The following is a 15971-nucleotide window of genomic DNA, read 5'->3' as shown; positions in this document are numbered from 1 at the left end:
TCACTCCGGCACGTGCCGCACCGCGCCCTTGTCGGCGCTGGTGGCGAAGGCGGCGTAAGCGCGCAGCGCGGTCGTCACCTTGCGCTTGCGCTTTTCCTCGGGCTTCCAGGCCATGGCGCCCTTTGCCTCCATGGCCGCGCGGCGCGCGTCGAGTTCAGCGTCGCTGACAGCAAGCCGGATCGTGCGGTTGGGGATGTCGATCTCGATCGTATCGCCTTCCTGCACCAGTCCGATCGTGCCGCCTTCCGCTGCTTCGGGCGAGGCATGGCCGATCGACAGGCCTGATGTGCCGCCGGAGAAGCGGCCGTCGGTGACCAGCGCGCAGGCTTTGCCGAGGCCTTTCGACTTCAGATAGCTCGTGGGGTAGAGCATTTCCTGCATGCCGGGGCCGCCACGCGGCCCTTCATAGCGGATGACGACGACATCGCCGGCCTTGATCTCGTTGGACAGGATCGCTTTGACGGAAGCGTCCTGGCTTTCGAACACGCGGGCCGGGCCGGTGAACTTCAGGATCGACTCGTCGACGCCGGCCGTCTTCACGATGCAGCCGTCGAGCGCCAGATTGCCTTTCAGCACGGCAAGGCCGCCGTCTCTCGAGAACGGCGTCTCGGCTGAGCGGATGACGCCCTTCTCGCGGTCGAGGTCGAGCTCGTCCCAGCGGCGGTCCTGGCTGAAGGCGACCTGTGTCGGCACGCCACCCGGAGCGGCGAGAAAGAAGTCGCGGACGCTCTGGCTTGAGGTGCGGGAAATGTCCCAATGGTCGAGCGCTTCGCCGAGGCTTGCCGTATGCACCGTCGGCAGGTTGCGGTTGAGCAGCCCGGCATTGTCGAGCTGGCCGAGGATCGCCATGATGCCGCCGGCACGATGGACATCTTCCATATGCACGTCGGACTTGGCCGGTGCGACCTTGCACAGCACCGGAACGCGGCGTGACAGCCGGTCGATGTCTTCCATGGTGAAATCGACCTCGCCCTCATGGGCGGCGGCCAGGATATGCAGCACGGTGTTGGTCGAGCCGCCCATGGCGATATCGAGCGTCATGGCGTTCTCGAAGGCGCCTTTGGAGGCGATGCTGCGCGGCAGTGCCGACTCATCATCCTGCTCGTAGTAGCGCTGGGCGAGATCGACGATGAGATGGCCGGCCTCGACGAACAGCCGCTTGCGGTCGGCGTGGGTTGCCAGGGTCGAGCCGTTGCCGGGTAGCGACAGGCCGAGCGCCTCGGTCAGGCAATTCATCGAATTGGCGGTGAACATGCCGGAGCACGAGCCGCAGGTCGGGCAGGCCGAGCGTTCGATGACCTTGACGTCCTCGTCGGAGATCTTGTCGTCGGCGGCGGCAACCATGGCGTCGACCAGGTCGAGCGCTTGTGTCTTGCCGGCGAGCACCACCTTGCCGGCTTCCATCGGCCCCCCGGAGACGAAGACGCTTGGGATATTGAGGCGCAAGGAGGCCATCAGCATGCCGGGCGTGATCTTGTCGCAATTGGAGATGCAGACCATGGCATCGGCGCAATGCGCGTTGACCATATATTCGACCGAGTCCGCGATCAGCTCGCGCGACGGCAGCGAATAGAGCATGCCGTCATGGCCCATGGCGATGCCGTCATCGACGGCGATGGTGTTGAATTCCTTGGCGACGCCGCCGGCCTTCTCGATCTCGCGCGCCACCAGCTGGCCAAGGTCTTTCAGATGGACATGACCCGGCACGAACTGGGTGAAGGAATTGACCACCGCGATGATCGGCTTGCCGAAATCCGAATCCTTCATGCCGGTGGCGCGCCACAGGCCGCGGGCGCCGGCCATGTTGCGGCCGTGGGTGGTGGTGCGGGAGCGATAGGCAGGCATGAATTTTCCTTGGCTGGCTGGCTGCGCCCGGTGCGGAGCGTGGCGGCGCGGAACTTGGATCGCAGGGTTTATAGACCGGCAAGTATGGTCTGGCCACTTTTTTGCAATGCGCCAGAGTCTCGCTGAAAATCAGGGTTTCGAAAAAGATTGCCGGCCAGTGTCGGATCGCTAGCCCGGCATCCGTCCTTGGACGACGGCAAGGGAATGGCACCATTTCTATAAGTCAGCAGCTTCACCTGTAACCGCAACCAAACACCCGAGGAGCATGACATGCAAAAGATCACCACCTGCCTGTGGTTCGATGGCCAGGCCGAAGAGGCGATGAATTTCTACGTCTCCATCTTCAAGAATTCGAAGGTGCTGAGCGTGCTGCGTTGGCCCGAAGGCCAAGCCGATGCCGGCAAGGCGCTGGTGACCACGTTCGAACTCGACGGCGTGCAGTTCCAGGCACTCAACGGCGGACCGCAATTCAAGTTCAACGAGGCGATGTCACAGTCGATCGACTGCAAGACCCAGGAAGAGGTCGATTATTTCTGGGACAAGCTCATCGAAGGCGGCGGCGAACCGTCGCAATGCAGCTGGCTGAAGGACAAGTTCGGCGTCTCCTGGCAAGTCGTGCCGGAGCAACTGCCGCGCCTGCTTCTGGATCCGGACCGGGCCAAGGCCGGGCGGGTGATGTCGGCGATGATGCAGATGAGCAAGATCGATATCGCCAAGATCGAGGAAGCTGCCAAAGGCTGAGTGAAGCCCTCAACGCCTCGCTGCCCCTCATCCGCGCTTCGGGCACCTTCTCCCAGTGAACGGGGAGAAGGCAAGATGGCGCCTTACGCCGCCTTGTCGCGGACCTGGTAGTCCTTGACGGTTGCGAAGCGGATCGCCTTCCAGCGTTCGGCTTCGTAGTTCAGCGAGAAGGCGTGCTGGGCCAGAAACACAGGGTCGTTGTCGAGGTCGCGGGCGATGTCGCCGCGATGCGCTTCGATGAAGCGAAGCGTCTCGCCCTTGTCGTCGGCCGAGATCCAGCGGCAGACCGAGAAGCGCGACATTTCGAATTCGACCGGCAGCGTGTATTCGAAATTCAGCCGCTCCTTCAAGACGTCGAGCTGCAACGCGCCGACGACACCGACGATGGCCGGCGAGCCGTCTTCCGGCGAAAACAGCTGCACGACGCCTTCCTCGGCCATCTGGTGCAGCGCTTCCTTGAGTTTTTTCGCCTTCATCGCGTCGCCGAGGCGCACACGGCGCAGGATTTCCGGCGCGAAGTTGGGTACGCCGCGGAACAGTATCTCCTCGCCTTCGGTCAGCGTATCGCCGATACGCAGCGTGCCGTGGTTGGGAATGCCGACGACATCGCCGGCAAACGCTTCGTCGGCGGTGACGCGGGTGCGGGCAAAGAAGAACTGCGGCGCCGACAGGCTCATCGGCTTGCCGGTGCGCACCAGCTTGGCCTTCATGCCGCGCTCGAGCTTGCCCGAACAGACGCGCACGAAGGCGATGCGGTCGCGATGGTTGGGGTCCATATTGGCCTGGATCTTGAACACGAAGGACGTCATCTTCTCCTCCGTCGCCTCGACCTTGCGGGTGTCTGCGTCCTGCGCACGCGGCGGCGGGCCGAAGGCGCCGAGCGCCTCGATCAGGTCGCGCACGCCGTAATTGCGCAGCGCCGAGCCGAAATAGACCGGTGTCAGATGGCCTTCGCGGAAGGCGTCGATGTCGAGCGGGCGGCAAGCTTCGCGCGCGAGCTCCAGCTCCTCGATGAAGGCCTCGCGCTCGTTTTCCGGCAGCAGGCCGGCGACGCGGTTGGAGTCGGGGCCGTTGACCGGCGTGCGCTCTTTCTCGGCATCGCCCCTGCGCACAGCGTTGAGCGCCAGGTGGTAGGTGCCGGCAAAAGTCTTGCCGCGGCCGATCGGCCAGGTGATGGGGGCAGTGTCCAGCGCCAACTTCTGCTCGATCTCGTCGAGAATTTCGAACGGGTCGCGGCTTTCGCGGTCCATCTTGTTGATGAAGGTGATGATCGGGATGTCGCGCAGCCGGCAGACTTCGAACAGTTTCAGCGTGCGCGGCTCGATACCCTTGGCGGCGTCGATGACCATGACGGCGCTATCGACCGCCGACAGGGTGCGGTAGGTGTCGTCGGCAAAATCCTCGTGGCCGGGCGTATCGAGCAGGTTGAAGACATTGTCCTCATATTCGAAGGTCATCACCGAGGTGACGACCGAAATGCCGCGCTCGCGCTCGATCTTCATCCAGTCGGACCGGGTCTGGATGCGGTCCTTCTTGGCCTTGACCTCGCCGGCAAGCTGGATGGCGCCGCCGAACAGCAGCAGCTTTTCGGTGAGCGTCGTCTTGCCGGCGTCGGGGTGGGCGATGATCGCGAAAGTGCGGCGGCGCGATACCGCCTGTTCGATGTCTTCAGCCAATTTCTGGAATCCTGTCTGTGGCGCGGGCTTCTAGCAGCGCATTGCCAGCCTGTCGACCGTTTCGGGCCGGCAGGCCTCGACCGCCCTTGAGCTTAACCCGCTGCGGTGGCATCAGAGGAGCCCATTTTGAGAGGTCCGGTATGAGCAGCGCTAAAGAAGTCATCGTCATCGGCGCCGGCATTGTCGGCGCTTCCATCGCCTGGCACCTGACCAAGGCTGGCGCGCGGGTGACGGTGGTTTCGGAGAGCGGCGCCGGTGGCGTCGCGACGCCCAATTCCTTTGCCTGGATCAACGCCAGCTGGGGTAACCCCGAAATCTATTTCCGGCTGCGCACCCGCGCCATGGCCGAGTGGAAGCGGCTGGCAGACGAGTTGCCTGGACTGCCGCTCGCCTGGTGCGGCGGCTTGTGCTGGGATTTGCCGGCCGACCGGCTCGAAGCCTACGCGGCTGAGCACGCTTCCTGGGGTTACGGCATCGAACGCGTCGACGCCGGGCGGGCAGCGCAAATCGAGCCCAATCTCGTCGAGCCGCCGGAATTCGCTGTCTATGTCGCGGAAGAAGGCGTGGCCGAACCGGTCGCAGCGGCCAAGGCGCTGCTGGCCGACGCAGAACGGCAAGGTGCGCGCGTTCTCTCCAGTTCTGTAACCGCACTTGTCCAGACCGATGGCAGGATTGCCGGTGTCGATACATCGCATGGGCTGATGCCAGCCGAAGAGGTGGTGATCGCAGCCGGTGTCGGGGCGCCCGATATTGCCGCTACCGCCGGCATCAAGCTGCCGATCGAGACGCCGCCCGGTCTGATCGTCCACTCGCAGCCCTACAAGAAGCTCCTCACCGGGCTGGTGCATGCCGAGAGGCTGCATATGCGCCAGACGGCGGAGGGCCGCATCATCGCCGGCTCGGATTTCGCGGGGAGCGATCCCGGTGAGAATCCCGACGCCACGGCGCGCGAGCTGTTTGCAGCAATGAAGGCGGCTTTGCGCGGCGCCGACGAACTGGAATTCGATTTCCACACGGTTGGCTACCGGCCGACGCCGATCGACGGCTTTCCGATCATCGGCCGCGCCGAGGGCGCCGACGGCCTCTATGTCGCCGTCATGCATTCCGGCATCACGCTGGCGCCCGCGGTCGGGCTGTTCGCCACGCGCGAAATTCTCGACGGCGAGCGTGATCCGCTGCTGACGCCTTATGGGTTGGGTCGGTTTGCTCAGTAGCCCGGCGGACGCTTGAAGCCGCCGGTCAGCGCTTCGATCGCCTTGGCGATGCCGAGCAGCCGCGATTCCGACCAGCGCTTGCCGACCAGTTGCAGGCCGATAGGCAGGCCGTCGCGGTCTTGCCCGCAGGGCAGCGAGAGTGCCGGATGGCCGGAATAATTGAAGACCGCGCCATAGGCCGGTAGCATCCAATAGCTTTGCTCCTTGCCGTCGACTTCGATCGGCGTGCCGGGCTCACAATGCGCGAAGGCCGTGGTCATGGCGACCGGGCACAGCAAGGCATCGCAGGTTTCGAAGAACCTGTCCCAGGCCAGGATCGAGCGGTCGCGGCGAGCGAGCGCCTCGAACCAATTGGTGATCGGCGTTGGCTGCTCCGGCGGTTCGGGCTGCGCTGCCTCCAGCATCATGCCGATCAGATCGCCGCCCTGCTCCAGATCGTCATGCAGATCGATCTCAGGCAAGTTCGCTTCTTCCACAATCACCCCTGCTGATTGCAACCGCTTGGCCAGGCTTTCGGCGGCGACAGCGATTTCGCCAGCCACCGGAAAGCCGGGGAAGGACGGCGCGACGGCGATGCGCAATGTCTTGAGGTCGAGCCTGGGCATGGCCTCTACGGGCACCGGCGCGAGGTCGGTGTCTGCTCCGTCCGGGCCGGCGATGATTTTGTAGATCAGCGCAAGATCGTCCACGCTGCGCGCCAGCGGGCCGAGGCAGGACATCAACCGCACGCTTCGCGCCGCGCCGTTCGGATCGGGGAAGGCGCCGGCCAGCGACACGCGGTGCTCGGTCGGTTTCAACCCGTAGACACCGCAAAAAGCCGACGGCAGGCGGATCGAATCCTGCATGTCGGTTCCCACATCGAACGGCGTCATGCCGGTCGCCACCGCTGCCGCGGCGCCACCGCTGGACCCGCCTGACGTGCGCGAGCGGTTCCACGGATTGCTGGTGCGACCGAACAGCGGATTGTCCGACTGCCAGTCGCCCAGCATGGTCGCGACATTGGTCTTTCCAATCAGGATGCCGCCTGCGGCTTTCAATCGGGAGACGACCGGGCTGTCCGATTTTGCCGTATGGTTGGCGAAAGGCGGGAAACCGACCGTGGTCTCCATGTCGGCCGTTTCGTGCGTATCCTTCAGGGTGAAGGGCACGCCATGCAGCGGGCCGAGCGCATCGCCATGCGCCAATGCCACGTCGGCGTTTTCAGCGCGCTCACGGGCGCCTTCGCGGTCGAGATTGACGATGGCGTTGACGGCCTCGTTGTGTCGGTCGATTTGGACCAGATGGGCGTCCAGAGCTTCGACGGCGGAGATCTTTCGCGCCGCGATTGCGGCGGCGAGATCGATGGTCGAGGAAAAGGCGAGGTCCATGATTGCTCCGGCTGCTGCCAAACGTATCGCGGTTTGAAACCAAGTTCAGCATTCGGAGATCATCGGCGCTTGATCAAAATTGCGCTTGCCGGTCGGTTGAGGTTGGCGCTCTACGGCGCCCCCTCTGTCCTGCCGGACATCTCCCCCACTTTGGGGGGAGATTGGCAGCTTTGGCTTCGGCGCCCCTTTTCCTGCGTTGAAAATTGGCGAAGGCCGCCGTGACCTCCAATCTCCCCCCTCGTGGGGGAGATGTCCGGCAGGACAGAGGGGGGCGCGAAGGAATGCGGCTTAGACTAGGGCCTAGACGACCAGTGCCAGCCTTGCCACAGCCGGCACGAACGGCCGAATGCTCATCCCATCGCCAGTGATCGTGACAAAACTCGCCGGCGGGATCGCCTGCCAGTCGCCGCCTTCGCGGTCGAAGGGTTCGGACACGATGCAACGACCGCCGTTGCGGAGCGACGTGTACAGCGTCGGTGCGTGGGCATCGCTTGCGTAGCGCACGGCATAGAGCGCGCGCCCATCCGAAAGGGCCGCAGTGAGTTTCAAGGCCGGTTCGAGACCGGCGTGGCGTGACGCCTCCAGAACCCGAGCGGTGGCGCGCGATACTGCCCCTTGCGGGTCGCCAGCAAGACCCTCGTCGATCATCAGCAGGAAAAACAATTCGGAATCGGTGGTGCCCTCGCGCTGGTCGAAGACGGCGTCAGAGAGCGAGTTCTCCAGCGCGCGGCGGATCTTTTCGAAGCCGCCGATCTGGCCGTTGTGCATGAACGACCAGTTGCCGGAGATGAAGGGATGGCAGTTCATGCGGCTGGTGGCGCCGCCGGTCGACGCCCTGACATGGGCGAGGAACAGGCCGGATTTGATCTGCCGGCATAGGCTTTTCAGATTGGGATCCGACCAGGCCGGCAGGATGTCGCGGTAGAGGCCGGGCTCGGGCCGGTCGCCATACCAGGCAAGGCCGAAACCGTCGCCATTGGTCGGCGACTTGGCTTCCTGGGCGCAATGGCTCTGGGCGATCAGCGAGTGGCAAGGTGCGGTGACGACGTCTTCGAGGAAGACCGCTTCACCCAGATAGGCCGCCCATCGGCACATGGCTTCTAACCAATCCTAGGCGCGATCCAAGAGAGCCTGGGGCTCCTTGACCGCGTGCGAGCCTCTGTTGTGCGTCCGCTCGTAGAGTTCGCGAACGATTCGGCTTGCCGTAGTTTCGAAGAGAAACGGCAAGAAAGCGTGAACGAGTGCCGCACCAGCGGCCATCAGGAGGCGCGAGCAGAACCAGGCGGCAAAGGCCATATGGCTGAAATAGGTCTCGCCCACCTTGGCCGGGTGAGAGGTGAACAGGTTCGAAAACAGCGTCGTCATGGTGATCCCTCCTGCCGGGATAAGCCCCGATGTGGGTATCCTGCCACGGGGTAAAGGTTCATCGGTCTCAATTTGTCCTTGTCTAACGCCGTGGTTCGGGACATTCATCCCACATGGCGCTTGAATTTGATGAAATCGACCGAAGATTGCTGGCCGAGCTGCAACGCGACGGCACACTATCGGTCGATCAGCTCTCCGAAAAAGTGTCGCTGTCGCGCAACGCCTGCTGGCGCCGGGTCAAGCGGCTGGAAGGGGACGGCGTCATCACCGGACGGGTGGCGCTGGTCGATGCCGACAAGCTCGGGCTCGGGCTTTCGGTGTTCATCCTGATCCGCACGTCCAATCATGACCCGGACTGGCTGCAGAAGTTTCGGGCGGCGGTGACCGGTTTTCCCGAGATCACCGGAGTCTATCGCATGTCCGGCGATCTCGACTACGTGCTGCGCGCCCGCGTCGCTGACATGAAGGCCTATGACCGGCTCTATCAGCGGCTGATCGCCAAGGTGGCGCTGTCGGACGTTTCGGCCTCCTTCGTCATGGAGGAGATCAAGGAGACGACGGTCGTTCCGGTGGAATTGCGCTAGGTCACACTGACGCCCGAAAGAAAGCCGTTGATAGGCCTGCGGACGAGTTGACCGAATCGCCGTTCGCGCCGATAGGATCGATTTTATGCGCGCAGCCCTCCACAATTCCTCCGTCATCGGTCCAACCGTCGGCTTCGTCAGGTTGCCGCATGGCGATGGACTTCCCCTTCCCTCTTACGAAAGCACCGGCGCCGCCGGCATGGATCTGCGCGCCGCGGTGCCGGAAGACCGGCCGCTGCTGATCCTGCCTGGCAAGCGCGCCTTGGTGCCGACCGGTCTGATCCTGGAAATTCCCGAAGGAATGGAAGGCCAGGTGCGGCCGCGCTCCGGCCTTGCCTTCAAGCATGGGCTGACCGTCCTCAATTCACCAGGCACGGTCGACAGCGACTATCGCGGCGAGGTTAAGGTGCTGCTGGTCAACCTCGGCGACGAGGATTTCGCGGTGACGCGCGGCATGCGCATTGCCCAGATCGTCTTTGCCGCGGTGACGCAGGTGACGGTTGAGGAGCGCTCGCTGGCCGGCGCCACGACGCGCGGCGCGGGCGGGTTCGGATCGACCGGCACCGCCTGAATGAGCATACCGAAACTGGTCATCTTCGACTGCGACGGAATCCTGGTCGACACCGAGAACCTTGCCAACCGGCGGCTTGCCGAGTGGTTTGTTGCCGCCGGTTATCCCACCACATTCGAATATTGCCGCAAATATTTTTCCGGCCGCAGCATGGCTTCGGTGCAGAAGGAAATCGAAGAGACGACCACGGTGCGGCTCGGCGCCGATTTCGTCGATCGCTGGAATGCCGGCCTGCCCGATCTGTTTGCGCATGGCGTCGAGGCGATCCCCTATGTGCGCGACTTCATCGAGGCGGTTCGCGCGGCCGGCATTCCCTATTGCGTAGCCACTTCCGCGCGTATCTCGAAGATGCACATCACGCTCGGCCAGACCGGGCTGCTGCCTTTGTTCGAGCACGCCATGTTCTCTTCGACCATGGTCGGCCGCGGCAAGCCGTTCCCGGACCTGTTCCTGCATGCGGCAAAGACCATGGGCTTTGCGCCCGCCGACTGCATCGTCATCGAGGACAGCGTTGCCGGCACGCAGGCCGGCATTGCCGCGGGCATGCGTGTCTATTCCTATCATGGCGATCCCTATTCCGACCGCGATGGCCTGGCCGGCGCCGGCGGCGTCCTGTTCGACGACATGCGCGGACTTGCCGGGCTGGTGCCGATCCACTGAAGCTGTGTTAGGTTCCGCGCGGCCAGCCTGAGGCACCCATGCCAACGAACCTGCTTCGCTCCATCCTAAAGCGTTTCACCGTTTCATGGAAACGGCGAACCGCTCTATCTTTTTGTTTTGTCGCAATTTCCGGCCGGAAAACTGCACACACTTTTCCTGAAATTGCTCTAGCGCTTGTGCTGCTGCCGTGGCTTTGGACCGCAGCCGGCGCGCAAGCCGTCAGCTTCCCGGAATTCGGCAGCGCCATCCCCGGCCACATGGATGTGACCTATCTGGACCTCGCAAGGATGGTCATTCCCGGCCTCGCAGGTGACAGCAACGGTTTCTACCGGGGTGGATTGCCGATCGAGATGCGCCACATCGAGGGACCGGATGGCGGCGGTTCGCCGCCTGAGACATCGGGCCTCTCCAACGCCGGCGTGCTCGCCATCAAGGCCGGGGGTAAGGACCGGCTGGCGATGCTCTACGACCTCGGCGACTCTCCCGACAGCGCCGAAGGCTATGCCGTGCTGGCGCTCTACGACATCACAGACAAGCCGAAGCTGCTCGACGCCGTCAATGTCGCGCTCGACCGCGGCACCTATTTCCGTGAACCGGGCAAGCTTTCCGTTGGGCCGAACGACGACATCGTGATCACCATGAGCGCGCATTTCAATTCAAGCCAAAACTACGCGATCACGCCGCTGATCATGGTGCGCGACGACAAATTCCAACTGATCGACATGATCTTCACCTTCGATGAGAACCTGTGCGCCTACAGCCGCAAGCAGGACGTTGCTTTCCAGACGATCGCTGACGGGCAGCCTTATGCCGCAGTCAAAGTGACGGTGACCGACGCCACGGTGCTCAACGGCGAGAGCTGCGACGGCCAGCCGCCCAAGCCTGAAGCCCACGCAATTTCCGTTGCCTATCATTGGGACAAGAAGACGTTGCACTACGTCAAGGATTCCGACGCGCTGGACAGATTGGCAGGAGAGAACGCCAAACGCTTCTGAGCCAACCGCATTCGTTTGCCCGGTGCATTTCTGCACGATAGAATCTGCCGATATTCCGCATCTGAAGGGAGCACTCATGGACAAGGGCAAGATCTTTCGCGACCTGCACGCCTCGACCTTCGTCATGCCAAACCCCTGGGATGTCGGCACGACCAAGCTCCTGGCCTCCTTCGGCTTCAAGGCGCTGGCGACGACCAGCGCCGGTTTTGCCTTCTCGCGCGGCCTGCCCGATGGCGCAGTGACCTTCGAGGCGATGATCCACCATTGCCGCGAGCTGACGGCGGCAACCAGCCTGCCGGTGTCGGCCGATCTCGAGAAAGGCAAGGGCGACAGCGCGACGAGTGCCGCCGAGACGGTTTTTGCGGCCGAAGCGGCAGGTCTCGCCGGCTGCTCGATCGAGGACCATACCGGCGATCCCGACAAGCCCATCTATGAGTTTTCACACGCCGTCGAGCGCGTTGCAGCTGCTGCTGAAGCCGCACGGGCGCTCAAGCATGATTTCGTCTTCACCGCACGGGCCGAGAATTTCCTTTGGGGCAAACCGGATCTCGACGACACGATCAAGCGGCTGCAGGCCTTCGAAAAGGCCGGCGCCGATGTGCTCTATGCGCCCGGCCTCAAAGATGTCGAGACCATCCAGAAAGTCTGCTCGGCGGTGAGCAGGCCGGTCAATGTCATGGCACTCCCGGCCTTCACCATCGCCGACCTTGCCATGGCCGGGGTCAAGCGCATCTCGCTCGGTCCGTGGCTGACCAATTTCGCCTTCGGCATGCTGGAAACCGCGGCGCGCGAGATCCAGCAGGACGGCACGTTCGGCTTCACCCGGGCCGCCATCCCGTTCGGCAAATTGCAGGCGCTGTTTTCCAAATCCTCAGGCTAGGGGGTCCCGGCGCATGACGCTCACCGTCGTCGACATGCACACCGGCGGCGAGCCGCTCAGGATCGTCACCGACGGCTATCCAGACATTCCCAAAGGCACGATCCTGGAAAAGCGCGCCTATGTGCGCGACCACCTCGACCATTTGCGCAAGCTGCTGATCTTCGAGCCGCGCGGCCACTACGACATGTATGGCGCGCTGCTGGTGGAGCCCGACCTGCCCGGCGCCGAGCTGGCCGTGCTGTTTATGCACAACGAGGGCTATTCGACGATGTGCGGCCACGCCATCATTGCGCTTGGCCGCTACGCCGTCGACGAAGGGCTGGTGGTCAAGCAGGAGCCAATCACCACCGTCAACATCGAGGCGCCGTGCGGCATGGTCGTCGCCTCGGTGGAGGTCAGGGACGGCAAAGCGGGATCGGTGTCGTTCGAAAGCGTGCCGGCCTTTCTGTTTGCCCATGACCAACAAATCGAATTGGGGGGATACGGCAAGATTGCGTTCGACATCGCCTATGGCGGCGCCTTCTACGCGCTGGCCGGCTGCCATCAATTCGGCCTGGAGTTCGGCCGCAGCCGGGTGCGCGATTTCGTCGACGCGGCAACCGCGCTGACCGAGCGGCTGAAGGCGGCGTTCCCTCTATCGCATCCTGACCATGCCGATCTCGCTTTCCTCTACGGCACCATCCTCACCGATGGACACGATGCGTTCTCCGGCGAGGCAACAAAAAACATCTGCGTCTTTGCCGATGCCGAGGTCGACCGCTCGCCGACCGGCTCCGGCGTCACCGCGCGGCTGGCGGCAATGCATGCCAAGGGTGAGATCAACCCTGGTCAGGAGCGGTCCTTCGAAAGCATCGCCGGCTCGCGCTTTTCCGGAGCGGTGGCGCGCACGACCATGGCCGGCCCGCATGATGCGATCATCGCCCGCGTCGGCGGCCGCGCCTACTATTCGGGCCGGGCGGAATTCACCGTCGAGCCGGATGACGAATTGGGACGCGGTTTTCTTCTGCGTTGATAGGCCTATCGCCCGGCGCTCTCCCGCGCGCCGACCGCCTTGTGCAGATGCACCATCATGGCGGCGGCAAAGAGCGGCGTAAGCAGGTTGAGCAGCGGCACGGCGAGAAAGGCGGCAATGAGCAGCCCGGCCAGAAACACGGTGCCGGCATGTTTCCGGCGCAACGCCCTCGCCTCATCTTCCGGGCGGAAGCGCATGGCGGCGAATTCGAAGAATTCACGTCCGAGCAGATAGCCGTTGACGATGAAGAAGGCGGCGATGTTGACGCCTGGAACCAACAGAAGGAGCAAGGCGACGATGTTGCCCAGGATGACGACGCCGAAGAATTTCACCGACAACACGAGCGAGCGCAGCGCCGGCATGGCGCGTCCGACGGGATCGGCCGGATAGTCGGTGCGCTCGACCACTTCGGCGATGTCGTCGAGAAACAGGCCCGCCACGATTGCCGTCACCGGCGCGATCAGCAGCGCCATCCCGAAGGCAAGCGCGATGGCAGCGATGATGCCGCTCAGCCATCCGGCCCAGGACGGCAGGCCGGGCAGCAAGGAGTGAACCCATGGCAGGGCCAGCCAATCGACAAGCCCGGTCAAGACGAACCACAAGGCGACCAGCGCCAGGACGGTCAAGCCCAGCGTCTTCAGGAAAACCGCGCGGAATTCGGGAGAAAACAGCCGGCTGAAGGCGGCGCGGGCAGCGTTGGAGATCACGGCGTTTCCACCCCCAGGAACAAACGGATATCTCCGACATAGGCGGAGACCCTGTCAGCCGCAAGCCTGCTGGAGCGGGCGCAATTCCGGACGGGAACTAGAGCATGATCCCAAAAAGTGGGTACCGGTTTTTGGAAAAGATCATGCTCCAACAAAGGGTAAGATCATGATGAGATTTCAACCAAATCTCATCACGATCTAGCGCGCCAGCGCCCGGGAGCGGGCGGGGATGGTCATTGCCGCAACGCCGGCGACGACGCAGCCCATGCCCCAGAAAGCTGTCGGCCCAAGGCTCTCGCCGAGGAACACGACGCCGATGCCGACGCCGATCGGCACGCGCAGATAGGCCTGCGACGTCGTGCCGACCGAACCAAGCGTGTGGATGAGGCGGAAAAAGATGCAGAAGGCCAGCGCCGTGGAGAACACCGACAATGCCAACAAGGCCAGTATCGACGCCATTGAAGGCGACAGGGTCCACGGGCGGTCTAAGGCCAGGCTCAAGGGGACGAGGATGACTGCGCCGCACAGCATCGAGCCGGCGGCCGGCAGCATCGGGTCGAGTCCCCTGAAGCCGCGGCCGAAAATGGCGGCGCCGGCATAGCAGACCGTGGCGGCAATGACGGCAAGCTGCGCCCACAATTGATGGCCGAGCCCGCCAAGCGCCTGGGTGCCGACGATCAGGCAAATACCGGCGATGCCGGCACCGACGCCGAACAGCTTGCGTGCGGTCACGGATTCGTGGCGGGTGATCAGCGCGGTCAGCAGAAAGGTGAAGATCGGCGAGGTCGCGTTGAGAATGGTGGCCAGGCCGGCATCGATGGAACGCTCGGCGGCGGCGATCAGCGTGAACGGCACGACGCTGTTGAGGCAGGCCTGGACCATGAACCGCCACAAGGTCGCGCTGTCCTTGGGCATGGCGAGGCCGCGCCAGCGGATCAGCGCGAGCAGGATGGCGCCGGCAATCAAGGTGCGGGCAGCGATGAAGGATATCGGCGGGATCGTCTCGACACCGATCTTGATGAAGGTATAGGACGCGCCCCACAGGGCGGCCAGCACGCCAAGCAGCGCCAGTTCGGTGGTCATGTCGGTCTTTGCTTGCATGCGGGTGCTTCCAGCGCTTGATTTGAGGCCAAGCTTGTAGGCGACCCGGCGGTCAGATGCTTCGGCCACGGTCGAACTGTGATGGAGCCTCGTCCCAGGCGCGCGCGCCGGCTTGGGCCGGCAAAGGATGGAAATCGGTTGCCATTTTTCGGGGTGATGCTGTAGACCCGCCCGGGCGCGGCAGAAAGCCGGCAGGTTCCGAGGCGGAGACATTGATGCCGGATTTTGACGTGCTTTGCATCGGCAATGCCATTGTCGACATCATCGCCCAGTGCGACGACGCTTTTCTCGAGACCAACGGCATCATCAAGGGTGCGATGAACCTCATCGACACCAAGCGCGCCGAGCTGCTCTACAGCCGCATGGGGCCGGCGATCGAGGCCTCGGGCGGCAGCGCCGGCAACACGGCGGCGGGCGTCGCCAGCTTCGGCGGCCGCGCCGCCTTCTTCGGCAAGGTGTCGAACGATCCGCTCGGCGAAATCTACGCCCATGACATCCATGCCCAGGGCGTTGCCTTCGACACCAGGCCGCTTGAGGGACAGCCGCCGACGGCGCGCTCGATGATATTCGTCACCCCCGATGGCGAGCGTTCGATGAACACCTATCTCGGCGCCTGCGTCGAACTCGGCCCGGAAGACGTCGAGGCCGACAAGGCATCCGGCGCCAAGGTTACCTATTTCGAGGGCTATCTGTGGGATCCGCCGCGCGCCAAGGAGGCGATCCGGCAGACGGCGAAGCTCGCACACGAGGCCGGGCGCGAAGTGTCGATGACGTTGTCGGATTCGTTCTGCGTCGACCGCTACCGGGACGAGTTCCTCGAGCTGATGCGCTCGGGCACTGTCGACATCGTCTTTGCCAACAGCCACGAGATCAAGTCGCTCTACCAGACAAAATCCTTCGACGAGGCGCTGGCGGCTATCCGCAAAGACTGCAAGATTGCCGCCGTCACCCGCTCCGAAAAAGGCTCAGTGATCGTGCGCGGCGACGAGACCGTCACCATTCAGGCGACGACGATCCGCGAACTGGTCGACACCACCGGCGCCGGCGACCTCTATGCCGCCGGTTTCCTCTACGGCTACACCTCGGGGCGCAGCCTGAAGGATTGCGGCGATCTCGGCTCGCTGGCCGCCGGGCTGGTGATCCAGCAGCTCGGACCGCGGCCACGGCAGAATCTGCGCAGCGCTGCCCAACTGGCGGGGTTGCTGTAGGGCCGTCTTTCGGCGCGCAGCGCCCAGCCAGATGAGGGGTGCCCG

Annotated in this window: 16 protein-coding genes; 9 read left to right on the top strand and 7 right to left on the bottom strand. The window is 63.7% G+C overall.

Annotation, left to right across the window (positions count from 1 at the left end):
- Window positions 1-1845, bottom strand: a complete 1845-nt coding sequence (gene ilvD / locus NKH35_RS02310; RefSeq protein ID WP_023702645.1) for a dihydroxy-acid dehydratase — start codon at window positions 1843-1845, stop codon at window positions 1-3.
- A 270-nt stretch (window positions 1846-2115) separates the two neighbouring features.
- On the opposite strand from ilvD, the gene NKH35_RS02305 reads away from it, so the two are divergent.
- A complete protein-coding gene (locus tag NKH35_RS02305; protein ID WP_023688814.1) occupies window positions 2116-2586 on the top strand; it encodes a VOC family protein in 471 nt (156 codons plus the stop codon).
- Window positions 2587-2669: 83 nt separating this feature from the next.
- Here the strand turns inward: NKH35_RS02305 and NKH35_RS02300 are convergent, their stop codons facing one another.
- Window positions 2670-4262: a peptide chain release factor 3 gene (locus NKH35_RS02300; protein ID WP_286461313.1), complete on the bottom strand. Its 1593-nt coding sequence runs from the start codon at window positions 4260-4262 to the stop codon at window positions 2670-2672.
- Between the two features lie 140 nt (window positions 4263-4402).
- Between NKH35_RS02300 and NKH35_RS02295 the strand changes: the two genes are divergently transcribed.
- Window positions 4403-5476 (top strand): NAD(P)/FAD-dependent oxidoreductase, encoded by a 1074-nt coding sequence (locus NKH35_RS02295; RefSeq protein WP_023712618.1) that lies wholly within the window; start codon window positions 4403-4405, stop codon window positions 5474-5476.
- Here NKH35_RS02295 and NKH35_RS02290 read toward each other — a convergent pair.
- The 3 genes from NKH35_RS02290 to NKH35_RS02280 form a co-directional block, all read right to left on the bottom strand.
- The gene (locus tag NKH35_RS02290) at window positions 5470-6843 is read right to left on the bottom strand and encodes an amidase (protein ID WP_352788981.1); all 1374 of its coding nucleotides are present in this window, start codon (window positions 6841-6843) and stop codon (window positions 5470-5472) included. The two genes, NKH35_RS02295 and NKH35_RS02290, sit on opposite strands and share 7 nt — an antisense overlap.
- A gap of 300 nt (window positions 6844-7143) precedes the next feature.
- Window positions 7144-7938: a class II glutamine amidotransferase gene (locus NKH35_RS02285; protein ID WP_023685116.1), complete on the bottom strand. Its 795-nt coding sequence runs from the start codon at window positions 7936-7938 to the stop codon at window positions 7144-7146.
- A gap of 15 nt (window positions 7939-7953) precedes the next feature.
- Window positions 7954-8208 (bottom strand): DUF6356 family protein, encoded by a 255-nt coding sequence (locus tag NKH35_RS02280; RefSeq protein ID WP_352913267.1) that lies wholly within the window; start codon window positions 8206-8208, stop codon window positions 7954-7956.
- Between the two features lie 113 nt (window positions 8209-8321).
- Between NKH35_RS02280 and NKH35_RS02275 the strand changes: the two genes are divergently transcribed.
- From NKH35_RS02275 to NKH35_RS02250, 6 genes are all read left to right on the top strand, one after another.
- The gene (locus tag NKH35_RS02275) at window positions 8322-8792 is read left to right on the top strand and encodes an Lrp/AsnC family transcriptional regulator (RefSeq protein ID WP_352913265.1); all 471 of its coding nucleotides are present in this window, start codon (window positions 8322-8324) and stop codon (window positions 8790-8792) included.
- A gap of 85 nt (window positions 8793-8877) precedes the next feature.
- On the top strand, window positions 8878-9363 hold the full coding sequence (gene dut / locus NKH35_RS02270) for a dUTP diphosphatase (protein ID WP_352913263.1): 486 nt from the start codon (window positions 8878-8880) through the stop codon (window positions 9361-9363).
- Window positions 9364-10023 (top strand): HAD family hydrolase, encoded by a 660-nt coding sequence (locus NKH35_RS02265; RefSeq protein WP_352913261.1) that lies wholly within the window; start codon window positions 9364-9366, stop codon window positions 10021-10023.
- A 176-nt stretch (window positions 10024-10199) separates the two neighbouring features.
- Window positions 10200-11018, top strand: coding sequence for a hypothetical protein (locus NKH35_RS02260; protein WP_245261097.1), 819 nt, complete (start codon window positions 10200-10202; stop codon window positions 11016-11018).
- Between the two features lie 76 nt (window positions 11019-11094).
- The gene (locus NKH35_RS02255; RefSeq protein WP_352763651.1) at window positions 11095-11898 is read left to right on the top strand and encodes an isocitrate lyase/PEP mutase family protein; all 804 of its coding nucleotides are present in this window, start codon (window positions 11095-11097) and stop codon (window positions 11896-11898) included.
- A gap of 13 nt (window positions 11899-11911) precedes the next feature.
- Window positions 11912-12910 carry a proline racemase family protein gene (locus NKH35_RS02250; protein ID WP_352545560.1) on the top strand — a complete coding sequence of 333 codons (999 nt, stop codon included), beginning with the start codon at window positions 11912-11914 and terminating at the stop codon, window positions 12908-12910.
- 5 nt (window positions 12911-12915) lie between these two features.
- Here NKH35_RS02250 and NKH35_RS02245 read toward each other — a convergent pair whose 3' ends face one another.
- Window positions 12916-13617, bottom strand: coding sequence for a sulfate transporter family protein (locus tag NKH35_RS02245; protein ID WP_352913259.1), 702 nt, complete (start codon window positions 13615-13617; stop codon window positions 12916-12918).
- 198 nt (window positions 13618-13815) lie between these two features.
- Entirely contained in the window at window positions 13816-14718 is a 903-nt protein-coding gene (locus NKH35_RS02240) for a DMT family transporter (RefSeq protein ID WP_352913257.1), read from the bottom strand.
- 215 nt (window positions 14719-14933) lie between these two features.
- Between NKH35_RS02240 and NKH35_RS02235 the strand changes: the two genes are divergently transcribed.
- On the top strand, window positions 14934-15926 hold the full coding sequence (locus NKH35_RS02235; RefSeq protein WP_023692653.1) for an adenosine kinase: 993 nt from the start codon (window positions 14934-14936) through the stop codon (window positions 15924-15926).
- The last annotated feature ends 45 nt before the right edge of the window (window positions 15927-15971 follow it).

It is taken from the genome of Mesorhizobium sp. M1143 (assembly GCF_040318435.1).
Classification (GTDB): domain Bacteria; phylum Pseudomonadota; class Alphaproteobacteria; order Rhizobiales; family Rhizobiaceae; genus Mesorhizobium.
The sequence above is the reverse complement of the archived record's forward strand: the minus strand, read 5'-3'. Positions and strand labels throughout refer to the sequence as shown.

What these genes read in the sequence shown, in the direction of transcription:
- ilvD (WP_023702645.1), bottom strand. Translation starts at nt 1,845, where the DNA reads ATGCCTGCCTATCGCTCCCGCACCACCACCCACGGCCGCAACATGGCC.
- NKH35_RS02305 (WP_023688814.1), top strand. Translation starts at nt 2,116, where the DNA reads ATGCAAAAGATCACCACCTGCCTGTGGTTCGATGGCCAGGCCGAAGAG.
- dut (WP_352913263.1), top strand. Translation starts at nt 8,878, where the DNA reads ATGCGCGCAGCCCTCCACAATTCCTCCGTCATCGGTCCAACCGTCGGC.
- NKH35_RS02235 (WP_023692653.1), top strand. Translation starts at nt 14,934, where the DNA reads ATGCCGGATTTTGACGTGCTTTGCATCGGCAATGCCATTGTCGACATC.
- NKH35_RS02285 (WP_023685116.1), bottom strand. Translation starts at nt 7,938, where the DNA reads ATGTGCCGATGGGCGGCCTATCTGGGTGAAGCGGTCTTCCTCGAAGAC.
- NKH35_RS02255 (WP_352763651.1), top strand. Translation starts at nt 11,095, where the DNA reads ATGGACAAGGGCAAGATCTTTCGCGACCTGCACGCCTCGACCTTCGTC.
- NKH35_RS02280 (WP_352913267.1), bottom strand. Translation starts at nt 8,208, where the DNA reads ATGACGACGCTGTTTTCGAACCTGTTCACCTCTCACCCGGCCAAGGTG.
- NKH35_RS02240 (WP_352913257.1), bottom strand. Translation starts at nt 14,718, where the DNA reads ATGCAAGCAAAGACCGACATGACCACCGAACTGGCGCTGCTTGGCGTG.
- NKH35_RS02290 (WP_352788981.1), bottom strand. Translation starts at nt 6,843, where the DNA reads ATGGACCTCGCCTTTTCCTCGACCATCGATCTCGCCGCCGCAATCGCG.
- NKH35_RS02275 (WP_352913265.1), top strand. Translation starts at nt 8,322, where the DNA reads ATGGCGCTTGAATTTGATGAAATCGACCGAAGATTGCTGGCCGAGCTG.
- NKH35_RS02250 (WP_352545560.1), top strand. Translation starts at nt 11,912, where the DNA reads ATGACGCTCACCGTCGTCGACATGCACACCGGCGGCGAGCCGCTCAGG.
- NKH35_RS02295 (WP_023712618.1), top strand. Translation starts at nt 4,403, where the DNA reads ATGAGCAGCGCTAAAGAAGTCATCGTCATCGGCGCCGGCATTGTCGGC.
- NKH35_RS02265 (WP_352913261.1), top strand. Translation starts at nt 9,364, where the DNA reads ATGAGCATACCGAAACTGGTCATCTTCGACTGCGACGGAATCCTGGTC.